We start from the raw sequence: 24,779 nt of genomic DNA, 5'->3' as shown, positions 1-24,779 counted from the left end.
GGCGGAAGCGCCCAACTGGCCTTGGTCGCAGCAGGGCTGCGGGGCGTTGGCGGCTGAAGTACCAGACGAAGAAGGTCACCAACGAGACAGACAGCAGAATCAGGCTCCCATAGAGGCACCCACACTGCTAGTCAGAAAAATTGCGCAATCCTTGTAGATGAAACTGTCTTCCACAAGATCTCAAAGCTGGCGCAATCACTGTGGGAGCGCGCCGCGCTATGCCTGACGTTGTGCGCTGATCAGGCCTTGTTCAGATACATCCGCGTGGTCAGCAAGTACACCGGCAAACCCGACACCACAATCAGCAGCGCCGCATACGGCGCCGCTGCCGCGAACTCGACATTGGCCGTGTGCGCCCAAACCTCGGTGGCCAGGGTAGTCATGCCGGTCGGGCTTAGCAGCAATGTGGCGGTTAGTTCCTTCATGGCATCCAGGAACACCAAGGCAAAGGCGGCCGCCATGGCGGGGAAGATGATCGGCAACGTGACCCTGCAAAAGGCCGTGAAGCTGCTCGCGCCCAGCGTTCTGGCGGCCTCTTCAAGCGTCGGCGAGGCCTTGTTCAGCGCGGTGCGTACGGGTGACTGGGCCAACGGCAGGAAAAGCAGCGCATAGGCCAGCAGCAGCAGTGCCGACGTCTGGTACAGCGCCGGCACGTAGTGCAGGGCGAAGAACACCAGCGTCAGGGCTATCACCAGGCCGGGCAGGGCATGCAGCAGGTAGGGCAGGCGCTCTGCCCAGATGGCCAGGCGGCCTTTGTAGCGCACCACCAGGAAGCTGATCGGCAAAGCCAGCAGCACGCAGAAGCCCGCGCCGCCCAGCGATACCGAAAGCGATGTGAACAGCGCCTTGGAAATGGCTGCTACCGGGAAGGCGGCCGACGAACCCACACTCAACCAGTAACCGAGCATCGCCAATGGGATGCCGCTGCCCAGTACCGCCAGGCCCAGGCAGAACAACTGCGCGGGCAGTGCCCAACCGCCCAGCCGAACAGGTTGTGCCCGGCGCGCCACGCCCTGGCCGATGCGCACATGGCGAGCCTTGCCGCGTACACGCAGCTCCAGCCACAGCATCACCAGGCACATTGCCAGCAGCACGGCGGACAGCATGGCGGCATTGGCGTTGCTGAACTCCAGTTCGAACTGTTGGTAAATCGCCGTGGTGAAGGTCTGCAAACCGAGGATCGACAGGGCGCCGAATTCCACCAGCATGTGCAAGGCAATCAGCAGCGCGCCACCGAGCATCGACGGCCACAGCAGTGGCAGGGTGACCTTGAGGTACACCCCCCAGCGGTTGCAGCCCAGGGTACGTGCCGACTCTTCCAGGGAGGTGTCGAGGTTGCGCAGGGTGGCTGCCACGGGCAAGAACACCAAGGGGTACTTTGACAGGGCCATCACTAGGATCGCCCCGCCCAGGCCTTCGAAGTCCGAGCTCAGCGATACCCAGGTGAAGCTGCTGACAAAGGATGGCACCGCAAAGGGCAGGCACAGCACTACCCCCCAAAGCCTGCGACCGCGCAGGTTGCTGCGCTCGAGCAGCCAGGCAAGCGCCAGGCCTACCACCATGCAGGTCAGCGTTACACCCACCATCAGCAGCAGGGTGTTGCGCATCAACCCCCATACGAAGGGCCGCCACAGCAGGTGCAGCGCCTCTCGCCAGCCGGCTTCCCAGGCCTTGATGGCCACATAGAGCAAGGGCAGCAGGCTCATGGCGACCAGGAACAGTACGGGCAGCACCACCCAGACAGAGGGGCGCTTGCGGCGTGGCACGAAGCGTACCGGCGCCGGCTGGGTCAAGGCGGCAGTCATCAGAGCAGGCCGACCTCACGTTCGAGTTCGATCGCTTCCTCTGCGTTGCCCAGGTCGGCTGGCGAGATCTTAGGTGGGCGCAGGTCTTCGAATGGCTTGAGGCCGCGGTCAGACACCATGCCTTTGTGCAGTGGGTACTCGGCGGTGGTCTGGGTGATCACCCGCTGGCCTTCTTCGCTGGCCATCCAGTTCAGCAGGGCCTGAGCCTCCTTGGGGTGTTTGCTGGCCTTCACCGCCGCAGCACCAGAGATGGTCACCAGGTTGCCGGCATCGCCATCGGCCAGGTAGTACAGCTTGGAGTCGAGCTTGCCGCGCTCGCGCTCCAGGGCGTACCAGTAGTAGTTGTTCACCAGCACAGCAGCCACTTCACCTTTTTCAACGGCCTTCAGCGCCACCATGTTGTTGGTGTAGGTCTTGCCGAATGCTTTCAGGCCTGTGAGCCATTCTTCGGTGGCCTCGCGGCCATGCATCTTGAGGATGGCCACGGCCTGCTCCTGGAATGCACCGCTGGTCGGCACAAAGCCGACGCGCCCGTCCCATTCCGGGTCGGCAAAGTCCATTACAGTGGTGGGCAGGTCTTTCTCGTCGATCTTCTTAGGGTTGAACACCACCACACGGGTACGGGCGGTAACGCCCATCCAGCTGCCGTTGGCGGCCACATATTCCTTGGGCAGCATGTTCAGGGTAGCGTCGTCGATCTTGGCCAGCAGGCCCAGTTCGCCCAGGTTGTTCAGCGGCGGCGACTCTTCGGTGTAGATGATGTCGGCGGGCGAGCGGTCGCCTTCCTCGATGATCTGGCTGGCCAGCTGGTTACTGCTGCCTTTGCGAATATTGATATGGATGCCGGTCTTGGCCTCGTAGGCCTTGGCGATGGCTTCGCCGATTTCCTTGTGCTGACCGTTGTACATGGTCAGGGTGACCGGGGCGTCTGCCATGGCGGCCGGAGCGCCGATGACCAGGCTCAGCACGGCGGCAGCCAGGGTGCGCATCAGCGGTTGCGGGCGGATCGTCATGCGGGTACTTCCTCGCTTACGGCTACATATTTGGAAACAATGGTAAACGAAATCGTTTCTCAAGTGGCCACGTGAGAAGAAATTCATGGTTGGGTGCGGCCATCACTTACAGGCAACCACTGCCGTCACCGGCGCCACCGGGTACCTCAGGCCATCCTCCTGGCGAACCTCCACGAACCCGGCATTGTGCAGCCGCTGGGCCAGTTCGCCGGCTGGCAATACATGCCGCCCTTGCATGCGCATATGCAGGTAATAAGGCAGTACCCGCGCTGCCGTGTGCCGGTTGCGTGGCACTTCGGCGTGGCAGCACATCAGCACACCGCCGGGGTTGAGCGCCGTATGAAGTCGGCGTATCAGCCCATCGAGGTCACGGGCGAAGTGGAACACCGACGAGCACCAGATCAGGTCATAACCACTGCCAAACCCGTCATGGTCCAGATCGCCGCCAATGATATTCAGGCGCTTCTCCAGCCCCGCGCGCAGAACATTGTCCTGGGCAACGGCGGCGGTTTCGGCAAAGTCGAACACCGTGCCCTGCAATGCCGTGAACCGTTCAGCGAGGGCGATGGCAACCAGGCCTGGCCCGCCGCCCAGGTCCAGCATGTGTTTCAGGCGCGTGGCGTGGGGCAGCCGGTCGACCAGCTGGCACGCAACGTCGGCTGTCACCGCTTGCTGCTCCTGGGCAATCTGCACCCGCGCTGCCTCTGCCCAGCGGCGAGCCATCTCTGGGCCGGGCGCTGTAGCCGGCGGCAGGCCGTTACGTAGCGCCTGCTCCAGAGGCGCGCCTGCCTGGCGCAGTACCTGGTGTCGGAACAGCAGGGCGTCACCGCAGTAATCATGCGCGCTGCGGCTCAGGTAACGGCGGGCAGTGTCGCCATTGCGGTACTGGTTGCCTTGCTCATCACGCTCCAGCAGCCCTTGGGCCCAGAGCATTTCCAGCAGGTAGCCCGTGTTGAAGGGCTCAAGGTCCAGTGCCTTGGCCAATTGCGCGGGGGCAGTGAAGTGCTGCAGGTGATCGAACAGTTCAACCGTGAGTGCCGTGCGCAGGGCGTCGGCGGCCAGGCCTGCCAGTTGCAGGTCCCAGCAGGCTTGAAGCGGGTGAGGGGTAGTCAGGTCCATGCTCATTGCAGGCTCGCTCCATGAGAGAAAGCCAGATGCTAGATGAGAATGATTCTGTATTGCAAATCCGGCTGGACATTACAAAACCAGCAGGCAAGAAAAAACCCACTAGCAAGCTAGTGGGTTTTTGTATGGTGCCCAGGAGAAGACTCGAACTTCCACGACCGTTAAGTCACTGATACCTGAAACCAGCGCGTCTACCAATTCCGCCACCTGGGCAAAGCTTTACATCGTCTGGTGAAGGCGACTATTGTTCGCTTCACACAGTAGTAACAGATCCTTGGTCATCTATTACTTAAAAATCTTGGTGCCCAGGAGAAGACTCGAACTTCCACGACCGTTAAGTCACTGATACCTGAAACCAGCGCGTCTACCAATTCCGCCACCTGGGCACACATTCGAGATAAAAGATGCTTTACAGCGCCGTTCATCTCTACTACAACTGCGGGGTTGTCCGTCGTTGTGGTGCGCACTATACGGATGCCTCCTAGGGCTGTAAAGCCCCCGATCAAAAAAAATCTCAAAAAATTCAACTTGTTGATTTCACGAGCCTATTACCGTTCGCCGGACACGCCACTGGGGCTGTCCAAGGCTGACATTTCCGGTTTCAATACGCCTATGCCAGAATTCCTATCTATATACCCCAAGGTGAACCCCTTCTGATGGCCGATTGGCAATCCCTCGATCCCGAGGCCGCTCGCGAAGCGGAAAAATACGACAACCCCATTCCCAGCCGTGAGCTGATCCTGCAGCGCCTCGCCGACCGTGGCGAACCGGCCGCACGCGAGGAGCTGGCGGCAGAGTTCGGTCTGCACGAAGAAGACCAGATCGAAGCCCTGCGCCGGCGCCTGCGGGCCATGGAGCGCGATGGCCAGCTTATCTATACCCGGCGCGGCACTTATGCCCCGGTGGACAAGCTGGACTTGATCTGTGGTCGCGTGTCCGGCCACCGCGATGGCTTCGGCTTCCTCATCCCCGATGACGGTAGCGAAGACCTGTTCCTCAGCCCCTCGCAGATGCGCCTGGTGTTCGACGGCGACCGCGGCCTTGCCCGTGTCTCGGGCGTCGACCGCCGCGGCCGGCGCGAAGGCGTGCTGGTCGAAGTCATTTCCCGAGGCCACGAAAGCGTGGTGGGCCGCTATTTCGAAGAAGGCGGCATCGGCTACGTGACCCCCGACAACCCCAAGATCCAGCAGGAAGTGCTGGTAACCGCGGGGCGTAACGGCGGGGCAAAGATCGGCCAGTTCGTCGAGATCAAGATCACCCACTGGCCAACCCCGCGCTTCCAGCCGCAAGGCGACGTGGTGGAGGTCATCGGTAACTACATGGCCCCAGGCATGGAAATCGACGTTGCCCTGCGCAGCTACGATATCCCCCACGTATGGCCCCAGGACGTGATCAAGGAAGCGCGCAAGTTCCGCTCCGAAGTCGAGGAGAAGGACAAGGAGAAGCGCGTCGACCTGCGCCATCTGCCGTTCGTCACCATCGACGGCGAAGATGCCCGCGACTTCGACGATGCCGTGTATTGCGAGCCATTGGGCAAGCTGCGCATGTTCTCCGGTGGCTGGCGCCTGTACGTGGCCATCGCCGACGTTTCCAGTTACGTTCGCCTGGGTTCTGCCCTGGATGTGGAAGCCCAGCAGCGGGGTAACTCGGTGTACTTCCCGGAGCGCGTGGTGCCGATGCTGCCGGAGGAGCTGTCCAACGGCCTCTGCTCGCTGAACCCGCATGTCGATCGCTTGGCCATGGTGTGCGAAATGACCATGAACAAGGCTGGGCAGATGGTCGACTACCAGTTCTATGAAGGGGTGATCCATTCCCACGCCCGCCTGACCTACAACAAGGTCAGCAGCATGCTCGAGCACTCCCGAACCCGTGAAGGCAAAGCCCTGCGCGAGGAATACAAGGCGGTCGTGCCAGACCTGAAGAACCTCTACAACCTGTACAAGGTGCTTCTGGCTGCCCGCCATACCCGCGGTGCCATCGACTTCGAAACCCAGGAAACCCGCATCATCTTCGGCGAAGAGCGCAAAATCGCGGAAATTCGCCCCACTGTGCGTAACGATGCGCACAAGCTGATCGAAGAGTGCATGCTGGCTGCCAACGTGGCCACTGCCGAGTTCCTGCAGAAGCATGGCGTGCCGGCCCTGTACCGCGTGCACGACGGCCCGCCGCCGGAGCGGCTGGAAAAACTGCGCGCCTTCCTGGGCGAGCTGGGTCTGTCGCTGCACAAGGGCAAGGACCCGTCGCCGAAGGATTACCAGGCCCTGCTGGCGAGCATCGCCGAGCGCCCGGACTTCCACCTGATCCAGACGGTGATGCTGCGCTCGTTGAGCCAGGCGGTGTACAGCACCGACAACAACGGCCATTTCGGCCTGAACTACGAGGCGTACACCCACTTCACCTCGCCGATTCGCCGTTACCCCGACCTGTTGGTGCACCGCGCCATCCGCAGCATCATCCGCTCCAAGGTGGATACCCCGCACGTCAAGCGTGCCGGCGCCATGAGCATCCCCAAAGCGCGCATTTACCCGTACGACGAGAACACCCTCGAGCAGTTGGGTGAGCAGTGCTCGATGACCGAACGCCGGGCCGATGAAGCGACCCGTGACGTGGTCAACTGGCTCAAGTGCGAGTTCATGAAGGACCGTGTGGGCGAAACCTTCCCGGGTGTGATCACGGCGGTGACGGGCTTTGGCCTGTTCGTCGAGCTGACTGACATTTACGTGGAAGGGCTGGTGCACGTCAGCGCCCTGCCGGGCGACTACTACCACTTCGACCCTGTGCACCACCGCCTGTCCGGCGAGCGCACCGGCCGCAGCTTCCGCCTGGGTGACACCATCGAGGTGAAGGTCATGCGCGTTGATCTGGACGAGCGCAAGATCGACTTCGAGGTGGCCGACAAGACCCTTGCCGCGCCGATTGGCCGCAAACAGCGTGGCGCAGCCCCTGCCGGCGCCCCCGCCGAGCAGGCGCAACCGGTAGAGGCCAAGGCCACACCGAAGCCGCGCAGCCGCAAGAGCGAAACCGCCGAAGCGTACTTCCCCAAGGACGCCGTACAGCGCAACAGCGAAGTGCGTAAAAGCCGCGAAATGAAAAAGGCGTTGATGACCGAGGCCCGCAGCGGCGGTAATGCCAGTGGCAAGTCCGACAAGGGCAGCAAGGCCACCGGCAAGCCCACCAAGCACCGTAAAGGCCCGTCGAAGTCCGGTACCCAACGCAAGAGCAAGAGCAAGTCATGAGTCAGCTGGAAAAAATCTACGGCGTGCATGCCGTGCAGGCATTGCTGCAGCACCATCCGAAGCGGGTCAAGCAGATCTGGCTGTCGGAAGGGCGCAGCGAGCCGCGCCTGCAGGCCTTGCTGGCGCTGGCTGCCGACAACCGCGTGGCGGTCGGCCAGGCCGAGCGCCGCGAACTTGATGCCTGGGTCGAGGGCGTTCACCAAGGCGTGGTCGCCGAGGTGAGCCCTAGCCAGGTGTGGGGTGAGTTGATGCTCGAAGAGTTGCTCGAGCGCACCGAAACCCCGCCGCTGATCCTGGTGCTCGATGGCGTGACCGACCCGCACAACCTGGGCGCCTGCCTGCGCACTGCCGATGCGGCCGGTGCGACGGCGGTGGTGGTGCCCAAGGACAAGTCCGCCACCCTGACGCCCGTGGTGCGCAAGGTGGCCTGCGGAGCCGCTGAGGTGATCCCGCTGGTAGCTGTAACCAATTTGGCACGCACGCTCGAGAAACTGCAGCAACGCGGTTTGTGGGTCGTGGGTACCGCCGGTGAGGCTGAGCAGGAGATCTACCAGCAGGACCTGACCGGCCCGCTGGTGATGATCATGGGCGCAGAGGGCAGGGGCATGCGCCGCCTGACCCGTGAGCATTGTGATTTCCTGGTCAAGTTGCCGATGGGCGGCAGTGTCAGCAGCCTGAACGTCTCGGTGGCCACCGGGGTTTGCCTGTTCGAAGCCGTGCGTCAGCGCCAGGCCAAGCGCTGATACTCCCTGTCCGCTCTTGCTTGTCTCCATTCTCTACATGTAAGGCACTTGGTCTTCAGCGCCAGTCGCGTGTTACCGAGTGCCTTCATTAGTGGGCTGAGTGGCAGTGCCGCCTGTGTCCGATTATAGCTGCATGGTTGCAAACATCCTTCGTTTACACCTGGCAGTTCTGCCAGTTGAGGGGCGCTCCATCTGCTTGTACTAATTACCCATGCGTCTATCTGGCCGCCCCTATTTGCTTTCGGGTAAGGGCCGTTGGGGATAAATGGGAGATTTGCATCATGCGGGTTTCGAACACGTGGAAAATGTTTTGTACAGTGTCGTTGCTCTCTGCGCTGGTACCTGGTCAGGCTGTTGCGGCCGGCGCAAGTACTGAGCCGTTAGGCGGGGTAAGTGGTTGTCCGCAAACGAGCACTGACAACTATGCCTCCTACATAGCCGGTGACTGGCAGACGCCAGTCCCGGGTCAGTTGCAAAAAGTAATCATCGCATCAGATCCCCAAGCGTTTCGTGTAGTCACTAGCCGAAATCCCTATGATGAATCCAGGGATGAAACAAAATGGAAGGCGGTGTTGGGTGAAAGCTACATGGCCAGTTTACGCATCCAGCGGCAGGGGGATGCGTATGTTCCCCTTATCATCAATGGCGATATAACTGACTTCGGACATGGTAAGGAGCGAAGCGCGGTGCAGGGCCGCTTCAAAATGGCCCCCTCCTTGAAGCCAGGGCCCTTGATTTTGCCTGGATTGGGTAACCATGATTACGATCAAAATGTAGATGATTGCACCAATAACGGGTGTGCTCGCGATGCGGTGTGTGACCATATTGCGTGGGTCGAGACGATCCAGAGTAAATCGCGGGGGGTCAATTTCGATCACAGGTTCACCTCTGGCGGCGGAGCCCCCTCGAAACATACCGGGTCCCTCTCGTACTCAGTCGATGTGGGGAAGTTGCACATCGTGCAGTTGAATCTCGAGCCCACGTACACAAGACAGTTTGAGGGTGGCACGCTTGATTATCCCATTTATTTCGAGATCCAGAATTACATGGATTGGCTAAGTGCAGATTTGCGCGATGCCAAACGCCGAGGTCAGGTCAGTATTGTAAATTTGCACAAACGAACAGGTTGGAAGGATCCGCAAGTGCAGACCGGTGCGTTCAAGGCCCTCCTAGAAGAGACGGGGGTGATCGCAGTGTTTGCGGGGCATCTTCATAGACAAATTGGCCGTAAGACGACGATTGGGAAAGTGCCTGTTTTTCAAACGGGGGCGCTGCTCGACCGGTCCTACCTTGCCCTGTATTTTGATTGGCACGAGAATATCCTTCACGTCAAGAATATCGTAAATACTGCAGATGCAGGCGAATCGTTCGTCCGCTTTGGGCCTGCGCCACCCCCTCCGAATGATTCGCTGCACGTTGAACTCTTCAGGGGGCATTCATACACCGGTGAGGCCTGCTCGCTCTATGTACTGCCTGGGGCCGAGAAAACGTGGATCGACAGATCGAAATGCCCTCGTCAAGCCAACAATTATTATATGTCGATGAAAGTGCGTGGGTATGTGCCTAGCATGGGGCAGTTATGCCTTTCAGGGACGGGGACCAGACGCTGCTATGGCGGGGATTACCGAGGTGACTTTTCCATTCCTCAGTTTCAAAACTTGAATCCTTTGCCTGAGGGGCTCAAGCGCAGTGGGTGGGGCTTGGCATCTCAGGGCTTTTATACCATTTCGCTCGGCCTATGAGCTGGCGGGGTGCTGAGCTTCCTAGCTGTACAGGATCGAGGTACTGGTCCCTTCACCAGGATGGGCCAGTTTCCCGGCAGGCGGGCGGAGAGTGGACGGCGACGTCGTCGCTCAAGCGATCAAGCCAGCGTTCGGTGTCGGAGCGTGAGCTCCCAGCCCCTATCTCATCGCAGCTCACGCCTGGCTGTTCAAATAATCACCAATCACCTTGCTTGTACGCGCGGCCTTCTCTACAATTGCGCCCCTTGCCGACCTGGCAGGCGCGCATGTGCCTCCCCATCGTGCAAGACATACAGTGTCATTCACTCCTTGTCTGACCAGATTCGCTGGCAGACTACTAACCCGTAAGGAGCATTCATGCGTCATTACGAAATCATCTTCCTGGTTCACCCGGACCAGAGCGAGCAAGTCGGCGGCATGGTTGAGCGTTACACCAAGCTGATCGAAGAAGATGGTGGCAAGATCCACCGCCTGGAAGACTGGGGCCGTCGTCAACTGGCCTACGCAATCAACAATGTTCACAAGGCTCACTACGTGATGCTGAACGTTGAGTGCACTGGCAAGGCCCTGGCCGAGCTGGAAGACAACTTCCGCTACAACGATGCCGTTATCCGTAACCTGGTCATCCGTCGTGACGAAGCCGTTACCGGTCAGTCCGAGATGCTGAAGGCTGAAGAAAACCGCAGCGAGCGCCGTGAGCGTCGCGAGCGTCCTGAGCATGCCGAGTCCGCCGATGGCGACGACAGCAATGACAGCGACTCCAGCGATAACGCTGACGAGTAATCCACGGACCTTTAGAGGAGCCTATTAAATGGCACGTTTCTTCCGTCGTCGTAAATTCTGCCGCTTCACTGCTGAAGACGTGAAAGAGATCGACTTCAAAGATCTCAACACCCTGAAAGCTTACGTATCCGAAACCGGCAAGATCGTTCCAAGCCGTATCACCGGTACCAAAGCTCGTTATCAGCGTCAGCTGGCTACCGCTATCAAGCGCGCCCGCTTCCTGGCCCTGCTGCCCTACACCGACAGCCACGGCCGCTGAGACCGGGTCGTCGACAAGCAGTAAGGGATTAGCATGCGAGCGTTAGCAAGTTTCATCATGCGCGGTCGTGTGCAGGCCACCCTCGTGGTGGTCATCAGCGCGGTACTGCCGCTGCTGTTCTGGTTGAGTGCCGCTGCCGGCAGCCTTGTGCTGCTGCGGCGGGGTTTCAAGGATGCTACAACGGTCATCGCCGGCGGCTTGCTCGCCGGGCTGGCCGTGTGGGTCATGGGCGATCCGATCACCTTCATGGTGATCGCCGGTGCCCTGGCCTTGGCCGCCATGTTGCGTGCCGAGCATTCCTGGAGCCGGGTTCTGGTGGTCAGCGCCGTGTTCGCCGTGGTTTTCAGCCACGTGCTCGATCTGGCGCTGGCCCCTACCTTCGATGCGCTGGCCAAGGCGTTTTCCGACGCCATGCCGCAAGTCGAGGGGCAACCGGTGCTCTCCGGCGAAACGATCCGCCCTGTGCTGGTCGCTTCCACAGCCGTGACGGTGCAATTGTTCTGCGTGCTGGCTTTGGTGCTGGCGCGTTATTGGCAGGCAGCGTTGTACAACCCTGGAGGCTTCGGTCGCGAATTTCGCGCACTGAAGTTGCCGAAACAGACCATGGCGGTCTTGGTGGCAGTGATGGTGGTGGCCCCGTTCATCGGGCCGCAGTTCATCATCCTGGCATCGGCTTCGAGCCTGGTACTGGTGCTGGCCGGCATCGCGTTGATGCATGGGCTCGTGGCACAGGGCCGACTGGCTGGTTTCTGGCTGGTGGGGATGTACGTGACGTTGCCGCTGATCATGCAGCTGATTTATCCGTTGCTGGTGGTTTTGGCCATTGTCGACAGCCTGATTGATTTTCGCGGTCGCAAGTCCCCCAAGGGGAATGACTCCGCGAACGGTGAAGGTTAAAAGTTAAGAGGTTTTACCAAATGGAACTGATCCTGCTGGAAAAAGTCGCCAACCTGGGTAACCTGGGCGACAAAGTAAATGTTAAGGCTGGCTACGGCCGTAACTACCTGCTGCCATTCGGCAAGGCCACCGCTGCGACCGCCGCCAACCTGGCTGCGTTCGAAGAGCGTCGCGCCGAGCTGGAAAAAGCAGCCGCTGACAAGAAAGCTTCGGCTGAAAGCCGCGCTGCCCAACTGGCCGAGCTGGAAGTGACCATCACTGCCACCGCTGGCGACGAAGGCAAGCTGTTCGGTTCGATCGGCACCCACGACATCGCTGACGCCCTGACCGCCTCTGGCGTTGAAGTGGCCAAAGCTGAAGTGCGTCTGCCGAACGGCACCATCCGTCAGGTTGGCGAATACGACGTAGCCGTGCACCTGCACAGCGACGTTGAAGCCACCGTACGCGTGGTCGTCGTAGCTGCCTAAGCTGCGCTGACCGGCTGGCCCGTCAGGTGTCAGCCGGTTAACATCGGGCACGGTCCTGTCTTCGACAGGCCGTGCCCTTTGTGTTTCTAATCCTCCAGAATTCTTCCGTGGACATGAACGAGATCACTTCCTCCGAACAGCTTGACCTGCAAACCGCAGCCCTGAAGGTGCCGCCGCATTCCATCGAGGCCGAACAGGCCGTGCTCGGTGGCCTGATGCTGGACAACAATGCCTGGGAGCGGGTGCTGGACCAGGTGTCGGATGGCGACTTCTATCGGCATGACCACCGTTTGATCTTCCGTGCCGTGCACAAGTTGGCCGACGCCAACCAGCCATTCGACGTGGTGACCCTGCACGAGCAGCTGGACAAGGAAGGCCTGTCCACGCAGGTGGGTGGCTTGGCGTACCTCGCCGAACTGGCCAAGAACACGCCGTCGGTGGCCAACATCAAGGCGTACGCCGCGATCATTCGCGAGCGGGCCACGCTGCGCCAGCTGATCAGCATCAGTACCGACATTGCCGACAACGCGTTCAACCCGCAGGGGCGCGATGCCGCAGAAATCCTCGACGATGCCGAGCGGCAGATCTTCCAGATCGCCGAGGCGCGGCCCAAGACCGGTGGCCCGGTGGGGGTCAACGAGCTGTTGACCAAGGCCATCGACCGTATCGATACACTGTTCAACTCCGACAGCGATATCACCGGGGTGTCCACCGGCTTTACCGATCTGGACGGGAAAACCAGCGGCTTGCAGCCGGCCGACCTGGTCATCGTTGCGGGTCGACCCTCCATGGGTAAAACCACCTTCGCCATGAACCTGGTTGAAAACGCGGTGCTGCGTACCGACAAGGCAGTGCTGGTGTTCTCGCTGGAGATGCCAGGCGAATCGCTGGTCATGCGTATGCTGTCGTCGCTTGGCCGTATCGACCAGACCAAGGTGCGTTCCGGGCAATTGGACGATGATGACTGGCCCCGTCTGACCTCGGCTGTGAACCTGCTCAACGACCGCAAGCTGTTCATCGACGATACCGCCGGCATCAGCCCATCGGAGATGCGTGCGCGTACCCGGCGCCTGGCCCGCGAACACGGCGAAATTGCCCTGATCATGGTCGACTACCTGCAGCTGATGCAGATCCCGGGGTCGGCCGGTGATAACCGTACCAATGAAATTTCCGAGATTTCCCGCTCGCTGAAAGCGCTGGCGAAGGAGTTCAACTGCCCGGTCATCGCGCTCTCCCAGCTGAACCGATCCCTGGAGCAGCGCCCGAACAAGCGCCCGGTGAACTCCGACTTGCGTGAATCCGGTGCAATCGAGCAGGACGCCGACGTGATCATGTTCGTCTACCGTGACGAGGTGTACCACCCCGAAACCGAACACAAGGGCGTGGCGGAAATCATCATCGGTAAACAGCGTAACGGGCCGATTGGTTTTGTGCGGCTGGCGTTTATTGGTAAATACACCCGCTTCGAGAACCTGGCGCCGGGGATGTATAACTTCGACGACGACGAGTAAGGCTCGACCAGGCGTTCGCCTTGGGAGTTTCAGTGTTGTTGAGTTCAAGCGCCGCGAGGGCGGCGCTCGATCTGACAAGCGAAGCCATCATTGCGGCGGGCACCCGTGGGCCTTTACACCAACTGTCGCGCAACCCACCTATCCCCTACGATTCCAGTCGGACTTGGTTAAAATTTGTGCTATATTTCGCGCCCGCGATTTTCCTGCACACCAGAACCGGTCACTGACATGCAAGCAGCCAAACCACTCTACGACTATCCCAAGTACTGGGCCGAATGCTTCGGACCAGCACCTTTCCTGCCAATGAGCAGGGAGGAGATGGATCTGCTCGGCTGGGATTCCTGCGACATCATCATCGTGACCGGGGATGCCTACGTCGACCACCCGTCGTTCGGCATGGCCATCATCGGCCGCCTGCTGGAGGCCCAGGGCTTCCGTGTGGGCATCATTGCCCAGCCGAACTGGCAGTCCAAAGACGACTTCATGAAGCTGGGCGAGCCGAACCTGTTCTTCGGGGTGGCTGCAGGCAACATGGACTCGATGATCAACCGCTACACCGCGGACAAGAAAATCCGCTCCGATGACGCCTACACCCCGGGTGGGCTGGCCGGCAGCCGCCCTGACCGTGCCAGCCTGGTGTACAGCCAGCGCTGCAAGGAAGCCTACAAGCACGTGCCGATCGTGCTGGGCGGCATCGAGGCCTCGCTGCGCCGTATCGCGCATTACGACTACTGGCAGGACAAGGTCCGCCACTCGATCCTGATCGACGCCAGCGCCGACATCTTGCTGTTCGGCAACGCCGAGCGGGCCGTGGTCGAAGTAGCCCAGCGCCTGTCCAACGGCGAGCGCATCGACACCATCACCGACGTACGTGGCACCGCGTTCGTGCGCCGCGATACCCCGCAAGGCTGGTACGAGATCGACTCCACCCGCATCGACCGCCCGGGCCGTGTCGACAAGATCATCAACCCCTACGTGAATACCCAGGACACCCAGGCCTGCGCCATCGAGCAGGCCAAAGGCGACCAGGAAGACCCGAACGAAGCCAAGGTGGTGCAGATTCTCGACAGCCCGCGCATGACCCGCGACAAGTCGGTGATCCGCCTGCCCTCGTTCGAGAAAGTGCGCAACGACCCGGTGCTGTATGCCCACGCCAACCGCGTGCTGCACCTGGAGACCAACCCCGGCAACGCCCGCGCCCTGGTGCAAAAACACGGCGAAGTGGATGTGTGGTTCAACCCGCCACCCATCCCCATGAGCACCGAAGAAATGGACTACGTGTTCGGCATGCCGTATGCGCGTGTGCCGCACCCTGCCTACGGCAAGGAGCGCATTCCGGCCTACGAGATGATCCGTTTCTCGGTGAACATCATGCGCGGCTGCTTTGGCGGCTGCACCTTCTGCTCGATCACCGAGCATGAAGGCCGGATCATCCAGAACCGTTCGCACGAGTCGATCCTCCACGAGATCGAAGAAATGCGCGACAAGGTGCCTGGCTTCACCGGCGTGGTGTCTGACCTGGGCGGCCCGACCGCCAACATGTACCGCATCGCCTGTAAAAGCCCGGACATCGAGAAGCACTGCCGCAAGCCGTCGTGCGTGTTCCCCGGTATTTGCGAGAACCTCAACACCGACCATAGCTCGTTGATCGAGCTGTACCGCAAGGCCCGTGCCTTGCCAGGTGTGAAGAAAATCCTGATTGCCTCGGGCCTGCGCTACGACCTGGCGGTCGAGTCGCCGGAATACGTGAAGGAGCTGGTCACCCACCACGTGGGCGGTTACCTCAAGATTGCCCCGGAGCACACCGAGCGTGGCCCGCTGGACAAGATGATGAAGCCGGGTATCGGCACCTACGACCGCTTCAAGCGCATGTTCGAGAAGTTCTCGAAAGAAGCGGGCAAGGAGCAGTACCTGATCCCGTACTTCATCGCCGCGCACCCAGGCACCACTGATGAAGACATGATGAACCTGGCCCTGTGGCTCAAGGGCAACGGCTTCCGTGCCGATCAGGTGCAGGCGTTCTACCCGTCGCCGATGGCCTCGGCCACGGCCATGTACCATTCGGGCAAGAACCCGCTGCGCAAGGTGACCTACAAGAGCGAAGGCGTGGATATCGTCAAGAGCGAAGAGCAGCGCCGGTTGCACAAGGCATTCTTGCGCTATCACGACCCCAAGGGTTGGCCGATGTTGCGTGAGGCGCTGGAGCGCATGGGCCGCGCCGACCTGATCGGCCCGGGCAAGCACCAGCTGATCCCCCTGCACCAGCCGCAATCGGACACCTACCAGAGTGCTCGGCGCAAGAACTCCACGCCTGCAGGTAGCCACAAGGTGGCCAAGGAGCAGAAGGTGCTGACCCAGCACACCGGCCTGCCGCCGCGTGCCAGTGATGGCAGCAAGCCTTGGGACAAGCGAGAAAAGGCCAAGGCCGAAGCATTCGCGCGCAACCAGCAAGCCGCCAAAGAGCGCAAGGATGCAGGCAAAGGTGGTAAAGCGGGCAAGGGCAAGAAACCGCGTCAGCCGGTCATCCCGCGCTAGTCGACCTCGTTCGGGGCCGCCTGGCGGCCCCGCAACACGGTGAATCCTTCAACCAGCTGTTATTCGGGGCGCGAGAATTCGCAGATCGCCCCGGTGGCTGCGTGTGCGTAAGCGGCGAGCAGGCTGTTGATGAGGCGGGACATGGGCATTTGGTATTGCTCCTAAATGAGTGGTTGTCCCATCGTCTAATAAAGGGGCATGATGTGCCTTTAGATTGGTTGTATACAATCCATTGAGCAATTCAACTGCCTGGCCTATTGACACCCCGTTGACCCATATCAGCGAGGGGCTGAACGGTATAAGGCAGTCTCGCAATTGATAAAACCCTGCCAAGGAGATTCATGATGTTTGCGAAAGCTGTAGCGGTATCCCTGCTGACCCTCGCCAGCGCCTCTGTCTTCGCAGCCGAGTGTTCGGTGACTGTCGATTCCACCGACCAGATGTCGTACAACACCAAGGAAATTACCGTCGACAAGAGCTGCAAGGAGTTCACGGTAAAACTGACGCACTCCGGCAACCTGCCGAAGAACGTCATGGGCCATAACCTGGTCATCAGCAAGACTGCCGACATGCAGGGCATTGCGACCGAAGGCATGAGCCAGGGCCTGGAGAAGGACTACATCAAGGCCGACAACGCCGCGATCATTGCCCACACCAAGATGATTGGTGCGCCTGAGAAAGAAACCGAGATCAAGTTCGACACCTCCAAGCTGGATGCCGGCGGTGACTACAGCTTCTTCTGCACCTTCCCTGGCCACATCTCGATGATGAAGGGCAAGGTTGTCGTCAAGTGATCTGAAGCGCGTGGGTACGTGTCATTGGGGCCGCTTTGCGGCCCCAATGCATTATTACGGCGCAAACGGCAGCTCGCGCTTGTGCTGGGTCTTGCGGTAGTTAGCGACGATGATGTCGAACGCCGCCTGGTCGATGGGTTGCCCCTGCAGGAAGTCGTCGATCTGCTGGTACGTCACACCGTGCGACGCTTCGTCCGGCTTGCCCGGTTCCAGGTCTTCCAGGTCGGCCGTTGGCACCTTCTCCACCAGTGACTCGGGCGCACCGAAGCTGCGCGCAATCGCCCGTACCTGGCGCTTCACCAGGCCGCTCAACGGGGCCAGGTCGCAGGCACCGTCACCAAATTTGGTGAAGAAGCCCATTACCGCTTCGGCGGCGTGGTCGGTACCGATCACCAGCCCCGCACGGGCGCCGGCAATGGTGTACTGCGCCACCATGCGCGTACGCGCCTTGACGTTGCCGACCACGAAGTCCACCAGGGTGGGCGAACCGGCCTTCAGCTCGACCACCTCGGCGGCCAGTGCCTTCACCGCAGGGGCGATGTCGACGGTGTGTACTTCGTCGGCCTTGATCACTTCCAGGCAGGCCTGGGCGTCATGCTCATCGTGCTGGACGTGGTAGGGCAGGCGTACGGCGATGAAGGTGTACGCCTGGTCGCCGGTTTCTGCACGCAGCTCGGTGATGGCGCGCTGGGCGAGCAGTGCAGCGGTGAGTGAGTCGACACCGCCGCTGATGCCCAGCACCAGGGTCTTGAGGCGGGCGTTGGCCAGGCAGCCCTTGATGAACGCCACACGCCGGGCGACTTCGGCGTCCAGGGCAGCGGCGTCGGCGAACGGCGGCTGTACCTTCAGGGCCTGGGCAATTTCCTGTTGAACCGCTTGCATGGGTTACTCCTTGCTGGGGACTTTGAATACATGACGCAAGTAGGCGACGAAATTCGGGTCGCGGCACTGGGTCTTGGCCGCCTCGTCGGAAATCTTCGCCACCGGGGCGCCGTTGCAGTCGGTCATCTTGAGCACGATGCTCATCGGCGCCACCCCCGGGATGTCGCATGTCAGGTTGGTGCCGATACCAAAGCTTACGTTGATGCGACCGCGCAGCGCACGGAAGATTTGCAGCGCCCGGGGCAGGTCCAGGCCATCGGAGAACACCAGGGTCTTGGTCATCGGGTCGATGCCCAGGTGCTGGTAGTGGGCGATGGCTTTTTCCGCCCAGGCCACCGGCTCGCCGGAGTCATGGCGCAGGCCGTCGAAGAGCTTGGCGAAATACAGGTCGAAGTCACCGAGGAAGGCGTCCATGGTGACGCAGTCGGTCAGGGCTATGCCCAGCAAGCCGCGGTACTCCCGCACCCAGCAGTCCAGTGCGGCGATCTGGCTATCGATCAGCCGGGGGCCGAGCTGCTGATGGGCCATGATCCATTCGTGGGCCATGGTGCCCAGGGGTTTGATATCCAGCTTCCAGGCCAGGTCGACGTTGCTGGTGCCCACGAAGCGGGCCGGGAAGTCGTCGCGCAGCACCCGCACCACCTCCTGTTGCACGCGGCTGGAAAAGCGCCGGCGGGTGCCGAAGTCGGCGACCTGCATCTCGGCCAGCTCGTCACCGCTGGCATTGGCATTGAGCCAGTCGAATTTGCGATAGAGCTGGTCGCGTGCCTCCGACAGCCGCATGTGCGGGTGCAGGTGGCGGTTACGGACTTCGCTGATGATGGCCAGCAGCGGGACTTCGAACAGAATCACATGCAGCCAGGGGCCTTTGAGGCGCAGGCACAGCTGATCGTCCTCGATGCCCAGTTGTACGTAGCGCAGGTTGAACCGGAACAACCGCAGAAACCGCAGAAAGTCCGGCTTCAGAAAGCTGATGCGTTCCAGAAAGCCCAACTGCCCGTCATCCAGTGTCAGGTCGCTGAGCCGTTCGAGTTGCTGACGGATTTCGCCAAGGTACGGGCGCAGGTCCTCGCCATTGCGGCAGCGGAACTCCCATTCCACGTCGGCATCCGGGTAGTTGTGCAACACAGCCTGCATCATGGTGAGTTTGTAGAAATCGGTGTCGAGCAGGTTATGCACGATGCGCTCGGCGAATGCGCTCTCGCTCATCAGGGGTGACTCCAGAAACGGCGAATGGCGGCCATTGTGCCAGCCTTTTCACTTTGATGTTTCGGCCAGCCTTGAAACGGTGCCGGCTGTAGCAGTGGCGCACCACGTGTGTGCAGTTCGGTGACGTTGTTTGTTACAGGCGGGTTGCACGGTGGTGTGGGGCAGGGTTGCAATGATGGCAGGGTGGAGTTGCCCTGGTTCCTGGATGAAGGTGGCACCTTGCCCGTCGCAGACGGTTGCACGCTCAGTAACAAAAGGCCATGCCGGGCTGGCACGCCTGTTAAACGAAGTGTTTAACAGCGATGTAAAACTGATGGCACGGCCCTTGCTCGGAGGACAGGGCTGAGTCGTTGTAGTGCCAACCAAAAAAATTCAGGAGCACCACCTCATGTCGCAGACGTTTTACAAGAAAGGTTTTCTGGCCCTGGCCGTCGCCACGGCACTAGGTGTTTCTTCGTATGTTCAGGCCGACGTGAAGATCGGTGTCGCGGGCCCTATGACCGGGGCGAACGCAGCGTTTGGCGAGCAATACATGAAGGGGGCCCAGGCCGCCGCCGACAAGATCAACGCGGCAGGTGGCGTGAACGGCGAGAAGATCGTACTGGTGAAGGGTGATGATGCCTGCGAACCCAAGCAGGCCGTGGCCGTGGCCAACCGGTTGGTGGACCAGGACAAGGTCATTGGCGTGGTCGGCCATTTCTGTTCGTCCAACACCATCCCGGCTTCGGAGGTGTATGACGAAGCAGGCGTGATCGCCATCACCCCCGGCTCGACCAACCCGCAGGTCACCGAGCGTGGCCTTTCTGCCATGTTCCGTATGTGCGGCCGGGACGACCAGCAGGGCGTGGTCGCGGGCAACTACATCGTCGATGTGCTCAAAGGCAAGAAGGTGGCGGTGTTGCACGACAAGGACACCTACGGCCAGGGCCTGGCCGACGCGACCAAGGCGCAGCTGGAAAAGCGCGGCGTGAAACCGGTGCTGTATGAAGGCCTGACCCGTGGCGAAAAAGACTTCAGCGCCGTGGTCACCAAGATCCGCTCCGTGGGCGCCGACGTGGTGTACTTCGGCGGCCTTCATCCAGAGGCCGGGCCGCTGGTTCGGCAACTGCGCGAGCAGGGCCTGAAGGACGTGAAGTTCATGTCCGACGACGGCATCGTCACCGACGAGCTGGTGTCTACTGCCGGCGGCGCGCAGTACGTCGATGGCGTGTACATGACCTTTGGCGCCGACCCGCGCCTGCTGCCGGACAGCAAGGCGGTGGTGGAAGCATTCCGCAAGGCCGGCACCGAGCCTGAAGGCTACACCCTGTATGCCTATGCCTCGCTGCAGGCGTTGGCAGCGGCGTTCAACGGCGCCAAGTCGAACAAGGGCGAGGACGCCGCCAAATGGCTGAAAGCCAACCCGGTGCAGACCGTGATGGGTGAGAAGAAGTGGGACAGCAAGGGCGACCTGACGGTGTCCGACTACGTGGTCTACCAGTGGGATAAGGACGGCAAGTACCACCAGCTGGAAAAACAACAATAACAACGGCCCAAGGCCCAGGTGCACACGCCCTGGGCCCGGGCCCCTGCGGTACCTGTCTTTATTCGTAGACCTGCACGGGTCTGCACTGCGAGGGCCGCCTTGACCTGGGCCCGCCGTGGGCGGCGCCCGTGCAGTCTCCATCAGGTGAGATTGCGTTATGGATGGTATTTTCCTGCAGCAACTGGTCAATGGCCTGACCCTTGGGTCGGTCTATGGCCTGATCGCCATCGGCTACACAATGGTCTATGGCATCATCGGCATGATCAACTTCGCGCACGGCGAGGTGTACATGATCTCCGCTTACCTGGCGGCGATCAGCCTGGCATTGCTGGCTTACTTCGGTATCGAATCCTTCCCCCTGTTGATGCTGGGCACGCTGTTGTTCACCATCGTGGTCACCGGGGTGTATGGCTTCACCATCGAGCGCATCGCCTATAAACCCCTGCGTAACTCCACCCGCCTGGCACCGCTGATCAGTGCCATCGGCATTTCGCTCATCCTGCAAAACTACGCGCAGATCAGCCAGGGCGCCCGCCAGCAGGGTGTACCGACGTTGCTCGAAGGCGCCTGGCGCGTCGATGTGGGCAGTGGCTTCGTACAATTGACCTACACCAAGATCTTCATCCTGGTGGCCGCGTTCGTCGGCATGGGCCTGCTGACCTATGTCATCAAGTACACCAAGCTTGGGCGCATGTGCCGTGCCACCCAGCAGGACCGCAAGATGGCGTCGATTCTGGGGATTAACACCGACCGGGTGATTTCCTACGTATTCGTGATCGGTGCGGTGATGGCCGCGCTGGCCGGTGTGCTGATCACCATGAACTATGGCACTTTCGATTTCTATGCAGGCTTCATCATCGGCATCAAGGCATTCACCGCCGCCGTGCTCGGCGGCATCGGCTCGCTGCCGGGGGCGATGCTTGGCGGCATCATCCTGGGGATCTCCGAATCGCTGTTCTCGGGGCTGATCAACTCGGACTACAAGGACGTATTCAGCTTCTCGCTGCTGGTGCTCATCCTTATCTTCCGCCCTCAAGGCCTGCTGGGTCGCCCACTCGTGGCTAAGGTGTGATCATGTCCGTTGCCAAAATTGCCTCTGTTTCCGAAACCAAGGGTTTTGACCTGAAGCGCAGCCTGCTGGAAACCCTGGTCGCAGGGCTGCTGGCGCTGATCGTGTTTGGCCCGGTAGTGGGTGTGGTGCTCGATGGCTACAGTTTCAACGCCGAGCCGCGCCGTGTGGCCTGGCTGGTTGGCGGGGTGATGGTGGGGCGCTTTCTGCTCAGCCTGTACCTGCAGACCGCCGCTGGCCGGCGCATGCTGCAGGGCTTCGACAGCGGTGGCTCGGGCGTGCACGTCAACGCACCGGACTACAAGTCGCGCCTGCGCTACATCATCCCGGCGCTGGTGATCATCGCCATCGTGTTCCCCATCTTTGCCAACAAGTACCTGCTGACCGTGGTCATCCTGGGGCTGATCTACGTCTTGCTGGGCCTTGGGTTGAACATCGTGGTGGGCCTGGCGGGCCTGCTCGACCTGGGTTACGTGGCGTTCTACGCCATCGGCGCCTATGGCCTGGCGCTGGGTTACCAGTACCTGGGGCTGGGCTTCTGGAGCGTACTGCCGCTTGCGGCCATCGCCGCTGCGTTGGCCGGGTGCATCCTGGGCTTCCCGGTATTACGCATGCACGGCGACTACCTGGCCATCGTCACCCTGGGCTTTGGTGAAATCATCCGCCTGGTGCTGAACAACTGGTTGTCGTTCACGGGCGGGCCCAACGGCATGCCGGCGCCTTCGCCGACCTTCTTCGGCCTGGAGTTCGGGCGGCGTGCCAAGGACGGCGGCGTGCCGATTCACGAGTTCTTCGGCTTCGATTACAACGCCAACCTCAAGTTCGTGTTCATTTATGGGGTGCTGTTTCTGGTCGTGCTGGCGGTGCTCTACATCAAGCACCGGCTGACCCGAATGCCGGTTGGGCGAGCCTGGGAAGCGCTGCGCGAGGACGAGATCGCCTGCCGTTCCATGGGGCTCAACCATGTGCTGGTCAAGCTGTCGGCCTTCACCCTGGGTGCATCGACTGCAGGCCTTGCCGGTGTGTTTTTCGCCACCTACCAGGGCTTCGTCAACCCGTCTTCGTTTACCTTCTTCGAGTCGGCGCTCATTCTGGCCATCGTCGTGCTGGGCGGCATGGGTTCGACCGTGGGCGTGGTCATCGCGGCCTTCGTGCTCACCGTCGCCCCCGAGTTGCTGCGCAGCTTCTCGGAATACCGGGTGCTGCTGTTCGGCGTGCTGATGGTGCTGATGATGATCTGGCGACCGCGGGGCCTGATTCGCATCAGCCGTACCGGTGTGACCCCACGTAAAGGAGTGGCGCCATGAGCGACGAAATCATTCTGTCTGTGGATAACCTGATGATGCAGTTCGGTGGCATCAAGGCGCTCAGCGACGTCAGCCTGAAGGTCAGGCGCAACCAGATCTTCGCCTTGATCGGCCCCAATGGCGCCGGCAAGACCACGGTTTTCAACTGCCTTACCGGCTTCTACAAGCCCAGTGGCGGGCGCATCGAGCTGAACGTGCGGGGCGGCCACACCAACGTTATCCAGTTGCTGGGCGAAAGCTTCCAGGCGGCGGATTTTGTCTCCCCGTCCCGTTTCGCCAGCCGGCTGTACTACAAGATGTTCGGTGGCACACACCTGGTGAACCGCGCAGGCCTGGCCCGTACGTTCCAGAACATCCGCCTGTTCAAGGAGATGTCCGTCATCGAGAACCTGCTGGTGGCGCAGCACATGTGGGTAAACCGCAACCTGCTGGCCGGGGTGCTCAACACCAAGGCCTACCGCAAGTCCGAGAGCGATGCGCTGGACCACGCCTTCTACTGGTTGGAGGTGGTCGACCTGGTCGATTGTGCCAACCGCCTGGCTGGCGAGCTGTCGTACGGGCAGCAGCGGCGCCTGGAGATTGCCCGGGCCATGTGCACGCGGCCCAAGGTGATCTGCCTGGACGAGCCGGCGGCCGGCCTGAACCCGCAGGAAACCGAGGCGCTCAGCCGTATGGTGCGGGTGCTGCGTGACGAGCACGACATCACGGTGGTGCTAATCGAGCACGACATGGGCATGGTCATGAGCATTTCCGACCATATCGTCGTGCTGGACCACGGCAACGTGATCGCCGAAGGCGCCCCGCAGGATATCCGCAACAACCCGACCGTGATCGCTGCCTACCTGGGTGCCGACGAAGAGGAACTGGTATGACTGCACCCATTCTCGAACTGCGTGACCTGGACGTGTTCTACGGCCCGATCCAAGCCCTCAAGCAAGTGTCCATGCATATCGATGAAGGTGAGACGGTGAGCCTGATTGGCGCTAACGGGGCGGGTAAATCCACCTTGTTGATGTCGATCTTTGGCCAACCGCGCGCCGCTGCCGGGCAGATCATTTACCGGGGGACGGACATCACCCGCAAGTCCACGCACTACATCGCGGCCAACGGCATTGCCCAATCCCCGGAGGGGCGGCGGGTGTTCCCGGACATGAGCGTGGAAGAAAACCTGATGATGGGCACCATCCCCATCGGCGACAAGCATGCCGATGAGGACATGCAGCGCATGTACGAACTGTTCCCGCGCCTCAAGGAGCGGCGCAACCAGCGTGCCATGACCATGTCCGGGGGCGAGCAGCAGATGCTGGCGATTGCCCGCGCACTGATGAGCCGGCCGAAGTTGCTGCTGCTGGACGAGCCTTCGCTGGGGCTGGCGCCGATCGTGGTCAAGCAGATTTTCGCCACCCTGCGTGAGCTGGCCAAGACCGGGATGACTATTTTTCTGGTGGAGCAGAACGCCAACCATGCGCTGAAACTGTCGGACCGCGCCTATGTGATGGTGAACGGGCAAATCCGCATGACCGGGACGGGGCAGGAGTTGTTGGTGAACGAAGAGGTGCGCAGCGCTTACCTGGGTGGGCACTGAGCGGCGGCGCCTGCCTGGTTCGTACGGCACGATATCGCGCCATGCGCAAAGGCGTCCGCACACAAACGCCCCCGGCTTAATTGGCCCGAAACAAATGTAGGAGCGAGCGCAGCTCGCGATGCGCCGCGCGGGCGGCGCTTGATCTGCGCGCCACCACAAGCATCACGTCATGCCTGTGGTCGCCATCACACGATCTGCGTCGGCCGCCATGCCGAACGATTTGCGGGGAAGGGATGTGAGAGCTTACAGGTGCCCGCCGTGAGGGTTTTTTCGCCCGTGAGATCGAGTGCCG

Annotated in this window: 20 protein-coding genes and 2 tRNA genes; 15 read left to right on the top strand and 7 right to left on the bottom strand. The window is 61.1% G+C overall.

The window, feature by feature from the left end; translation table 11 throughout:
• Nucleotides 1-239: 239 nt before the first annotated feature.
• The 5 genes from APH25_RS00200 to APH25_RS00180 form a co-directional block, all read right to left on the bottom strand.
• Nucleotides 240-1,805 carry an iron ABC transporter permease gene (locus APH25_RS00200; protein ID WP_060480684.1) on the bottom strand — a complete coding sequence of 522 codons (1,566 nt, stop codon included), beginning with the start codon at nt 1,803-1,805 and terminating at the stop codon, nt 240-242.
• Nucleotides 1,805-2,818 carry an extracellular solute-binding protein gene (locus APH25_RS00195; RefSeq protein ID WP_028631827.1) on the bottom strand — a complete coding sequence of 338 codons (1,014 nt, stop codon included), beginning with the start codon at nt 2,816-2,818 and terminating at the stop codon, nt 1,805-1,807. Before APH25_RS00195 ends, APH25_RS00200 begins: the two co-directional genes overlap by 1 nt.
• Before the next feature lie 102 nt (nt 2,819-2,920).
• Nucleotides 2,921-3,943 carry a methyltransferase domain-containing protein gene (locus APH25_RS00190; protein WP_060480683.1) on the bottom strand — a complete coding sequence of 341 codons (1,023 nt, stop codon included), beginning with the start codon at nt 3,941-3,943 and terminating at the stop codon, nt 2,921-2,923.
• A gap of 126 nt (nt 3,944-4,069) precedes the next feature.
• Nucleotides 4,070-4,156 (bottom strand) — tRNA-Leu (locus APH25_RS00185).
• Nucleotides 4,157-4,242: 86 nt separating this feature from the next.
• A tRNA-Leu gene (locus APH25_RS00180) sits at nt 4,243-4,329 on the bottom strand.
• Nucleotides 4,330-4,599: 270 nt separating this feature from the next.
• On the opposite strand from APH25_RS00180, the gene rnr reads away from it, so the two are divergent.
• From rnr to azu, 10 genes are all read left to right on the top strand, one after another.
• On the top strand, nt 4,600-7,179 hold the full coding sequence (gene rnr, locus APH25_RS00175; protein ID WP_060480682.1) for a ribonuclease R: 2,580 nt from the start codon (nt 4,600-4,602) through the stop codon (nt 7,177-7,179).
• Nucleotides 7,176-7,922, top strand: a complete 747-nt coding sequence (rlmB, locus tag APH25_RS00170) for a 23S rRNA (guanosine(2251)-2'-O)-methyltransferase RlmB (RefSeq protein ID WP_028631824.1) — start codon at nt 7,176-7,178, stop codon at nt 7,920-7,922. The genes rnr and rlmB overlap by 4 nt, the downstream gene beginning before the upstream one ends.
• A 281-nt stretch (nt 7,923-8,203) precedes the next feature.
• Complete coding sequence (locus tag APH25_RS00165; RefSeq protein WP_082428187.1) at nt 8,204-9,664, top strand: metallophosphoesterase; 1,461 nt, start codon at nt 8,204-8,206, stop codon at nt 9,662-9,664.
• A gap of 357 nt (nt 9,665-10,021) precedes the next feature.
• Entirely contained in the window at nt 10,022-10,447 is a 426-nt protein-coding gene (gene rpsF, locus APH25_RS00160) for a 30S ribosomal protein S6 (protein ID WP_013974420.1), read from the top strand.
• Between the two features lie 28 nt (nt 10,448-10,475).
• A complete protein-coding gene (rpsR, locus tag APH25_RS00155; RefSeq protein ID WP_003249563.1) occupies nt 10,476-10,706 on the top strand; it encodes a 30S ribosomal protein S18 in 231 nt (76 codons plus the stop codon).
• A 33-nt stretch (nt 10,707-10,739) separates the two neighbouring features.
• Complete coding sequence (locus APH25_RS00150; protein WP_060480680.1) at nt 10,740-11,603, top strand: hypothetical protein; 864 nt, start codon at nt 10,740-10,742, stop codon at nt 11,601-11,603.
• Between the two features lie 20 nt (nt 11,604-11,623).
• The gene (gene rplI, locus APH25_RS00145) at nt 11,624-12,070 is read left to right on the top strand and encodes a 50S ribosomal protein L9 (RefSeq protein WP_028631822.1); all 447 of its coding nucleotides are present in this window, start codon (nt 11,624-11,626) and stop codon (nt 12,068-12,070) included.
• A gap of 113 nt (nt 12,071-12,183) precedes the next feature.
• Complete coding sequence (dnaB, locus tag APH25_RS00140) at nt 12,184-13,581, top strand: replicative DNA helicase (RefSeq protein ID WP_028631821.1); 1,398 nt, start codon at nt 12,184-12,186, stop codon at nt 13,579-13,581.
• Nucleotides 13,582-13,809: 228 nt separating this feature from the next.
• Nucleotides 13,810-16,116, top strand: a complete 2,307-nt coding sequence (locus APH25_RS00135) for a YgiQ family radical SAM protein (RefSeq protein WP_060480679.1) — start codon at nt 13,810-13,812, stop codon at nt 16,114-16,116.
• Nucleotides 16,117-16,460: 344 nt separating this feature from the next.
• The gene (gene azu, locus APH25_RS00130) at nt 16,461-16,910 is read left to right on the top strand and encodes an azurin (protein WP_028631819.1); all 450 of its coding nucleotides are present in this window, start codon (nt 16,461-16,463) and stop codon (nt 16,908-16,910) included.
• Nucleotides 16,911-16,964: 54 nt separating this feature from the next.
• Here the strand turns inward: azu and nadE are convergent, their stop codons facing one another.
• On the bottom strand, nt 16,965-17,792 hold the full coding sequence (gene nadE / locus APH25_RS00125; RefSeq protein WP_060480678.1) for an ammonia-dependent NAD(+) synthetase: 828 nt from the start codon (nt 17,790-17,792) through the stop codon (nt 16,965-16,967).
• A 3-nt stretch (nt 17,793-17,795) separates the two neighbouring features.
• Nucleotides 17,796-19,001, bottom strand: a complete 1,206-nt coding sequence (pncB, locus tag APH25_RS00120; RefSeq protein WP_060480677.1) for a nicotinate phosphoribosyltransferase — start codon at nt 18,999-19,001, stop codon at nt 17,796-17,798.
• A 388-nt stretch (nt 19,002-19,389) separates the two neighbouring features.
• On the opposite strand from pncB, the gene APH25_RS00115 reads away from it, so the two are divergent.
• The 5 genes from APH25_RS00115 to APH25_RS00095 all read left to right on the top strand — a co-directional run bounded on the left by APH25_RS00115 (nt 19,390) and on the right by APH25_RS00095 (nt 24,487).
• Nucleotides 19,390-20,526, top strand: a complete 1,137-nt coding sequence (locus APH25_RS00115; RefSeq protein WP_060480676.1) for a branched-chain amino acid ABC transporter substrate-binding protein — start codon at nt 19,390-19,392, stop codon at nt 20,524-20,526.
• 157 nt (nt 20,527-20,683) lie between these two features.
• Complete coding sequence (locus APH25_RS00110) at nt 20,684-21,598, top strand: branched-chain amino acid ABC transporter permease (protein ID WP_028631815.1); 915 nt, start codon at nt 20,684-20,686, stop codon at nt 21,596-21,598.
• Between the two features lie 2 nt (nt 21,599-21,600).
• On the top strand, nt 21,601-22,902 hold the full coding sequence (gene livM / locus APH25_RS00105; RefSeq protein ID WP_028631814.1) for a high-affinity branched-chain amino acid ABC transporter permease LivM: 1,302 nt from the start codon (nt 21,601-21,603) through the stop codon (nt 22,900-22,902).
• Complete coding sequence (locus APH25_RS00100) at nt 22,899-23,774, top strand: ABC transporter ATP-binding protein (RefSeq protein ID WP_028631813.1); 876 nt, start codon at nt 22,899-22,901, stop codon at nt 23,772-23,774. Before livM ends, APH25_RS00100 begins: the two co-directional genes overlap by 4 nt.
• Nucleotides 23,771-24,487: an ABC transporter ATP-binding protein gene (locus tag APH25_RS00095; protein WP_028631812.1), complete on the top strand. Its 717-nt coding sequence runs from the start codon at nt 23,771-23,773 to the stop codon at nt 24,485-24,487. The genes APH25_RS00100 and APH25_RS00095 overlap by 4 nt, the downstream gene beginning before the upstream one ends.
• Nucleotides 24,488-24,779: the final 292 nt, after the last annotated feature.

Source organism: Pseudomonas sp. NBRC 111119 (assembly GCF_001320125.1).
Taxonomy (GTDB): domain Bacteria; phylum Pseudomonadota; class Gammaproteobacteria; order Pseudomonadales; family Pseudomonadaceae; genus Aquipseudomonas; species Aquipseudomonas parafulva.
Note: the sequence above shows the minus strand (reverse complement) of the source record. Positions and strands in the feature narration are given on the sequence as shown.

Bases quoted from the DNA above. Each gene is read 5' to 3' on its own strand.
- APH25_RS00165 (WP_082428187.1), top strand. From the start codon at position 8,204: ATGCGGGTTTCGAACACGTGGAAAATGTTTTGTACAGTGTCGTTGCTC.
- APH25_RS00100 (WP_028631813.1), top strand. From the start codon at position 22,899: ATGAGCGACGAAATCATTCTGTCTGTGGATAACCTGATGATGCAGTTC.
- rpsF (WP_013974420.1), top strand. From the start codon at position 10,022: ATGCGTCATTACGAAATCATCTTCCTGGTTCACCCGGACCAGAGCGAG.
- APH25_RS00190 (WP_060480683.1), bottom strand. From the start codon at position 3,943: ATGAGCATGGACCTGACTACCCCTCACCCGCTTCAAGCCTGCTGGGAC.
- rpsR (WP_003249563.1), top strand. From the start codon at position 10,476: ATGGCACGTTTCTTCCGTCGTCGTAAATTCTGCCGCTTCACTGCTGAA.
- nadE (WP_060480678.1), bottom strand. From the start codon at position 17,792: ATGCAAGCGGTTCAACAGGAAATTGCCCAGGCCCTGAAGGTACAGCCG.
- pncB (WP_060480677.1), bottom strand. From the start codon at position 19,001: ATGAGCGAGAGCGCATTCGCCGAGCGCATCGTGCATAACCTGCTCGAC.
- APH25_RS00195 (WP_028631827.1), bottom strand. From the start codon at position 2,818: ATGACGATCCGCCCGCAACCGCTGATGCGCACCCTGGCTGCCGCCGTG.
- livM (WP_028631814.1), top strand. From the start codon at position 21,601: ATGTCCGTTGCCAAAATTGCCTCTGTTTCCGAAACCAAGGGTTTTGAC.
- APH25_RS00150 (WP_060480680.1), top strand. From the start codon at position 10,740: ATGCGAGCGTTAGCAAGTTTCATCATGCGCGGTCGTGTGCAGGCCACC.
- APH25_RS00110 (WP_028631815.1), top strand. From the start codon at position 20,684: ATGGATGGTATTTTCCTGCAGCAACTGGTCAATGGCCTGACCCTTGGG.
- rlmB (WP_028631824.1), top strand. From the start codon at position 7,176: ATGAGTCAGCTGGAAAAAATCTACGGCGTGCATGCCGTGCAGGCATTG.
- dnaB (WP_028631821.1), top strand. From the start codon at position 12,184: ATGAACGAGATCACTTCCTCCGAACAGCTTGACCTGCAAACCGCAGCC.
- APH25_RS00200 (WP_060480684.1), bottom strand. From the start codon at position 1,805: ATGACTGCCGCCTTGACCCAGCCGGCGCCGGTACGCTTCGTGCCACGC.
- rnr (WP_060480682.1), top strand. From the start codon at position 4,600: ATGGCCGATTGGCAATCCCTCGATCCCGAGGCCGCTCGCGAAGCGGAA.
- azu (WP_028631819.1), top strand. From the start codon at position 16,461: ATGTTTGCGAAAGCTGTAGCGGTATCCCTGCTGACCCTCGCCAGCGCC.
- APH25_RS00135 (WP_060480679.1), top strand. From the start codon at position 13,810: ATGCAAGCAGCCAAACCACTCTACGACTATCCCAAGTACTGGGCCGAA.
- APH25_RS00095 (WP_028631812.1), top strand. From the start codon at position 23,771: ATGACTGCACCCATTCTCGAACTGCGTGACCTGGACGTGTTCTACGGC.
- rplI (WP_028631822.1), top strand. From the start codon at position 11,624: ATGGAACTGATCCTGCTGGAAAAAGTCGCCAACCTGGGTAACCTGGGC.
- APH25_RS00115 (WP_060480676.1), top strand. From the start codon at position 19,390: ATGTCGCAGACGTTTTACAAGAAAGGTTTTCTGGCCCTGGCCGTCGCC.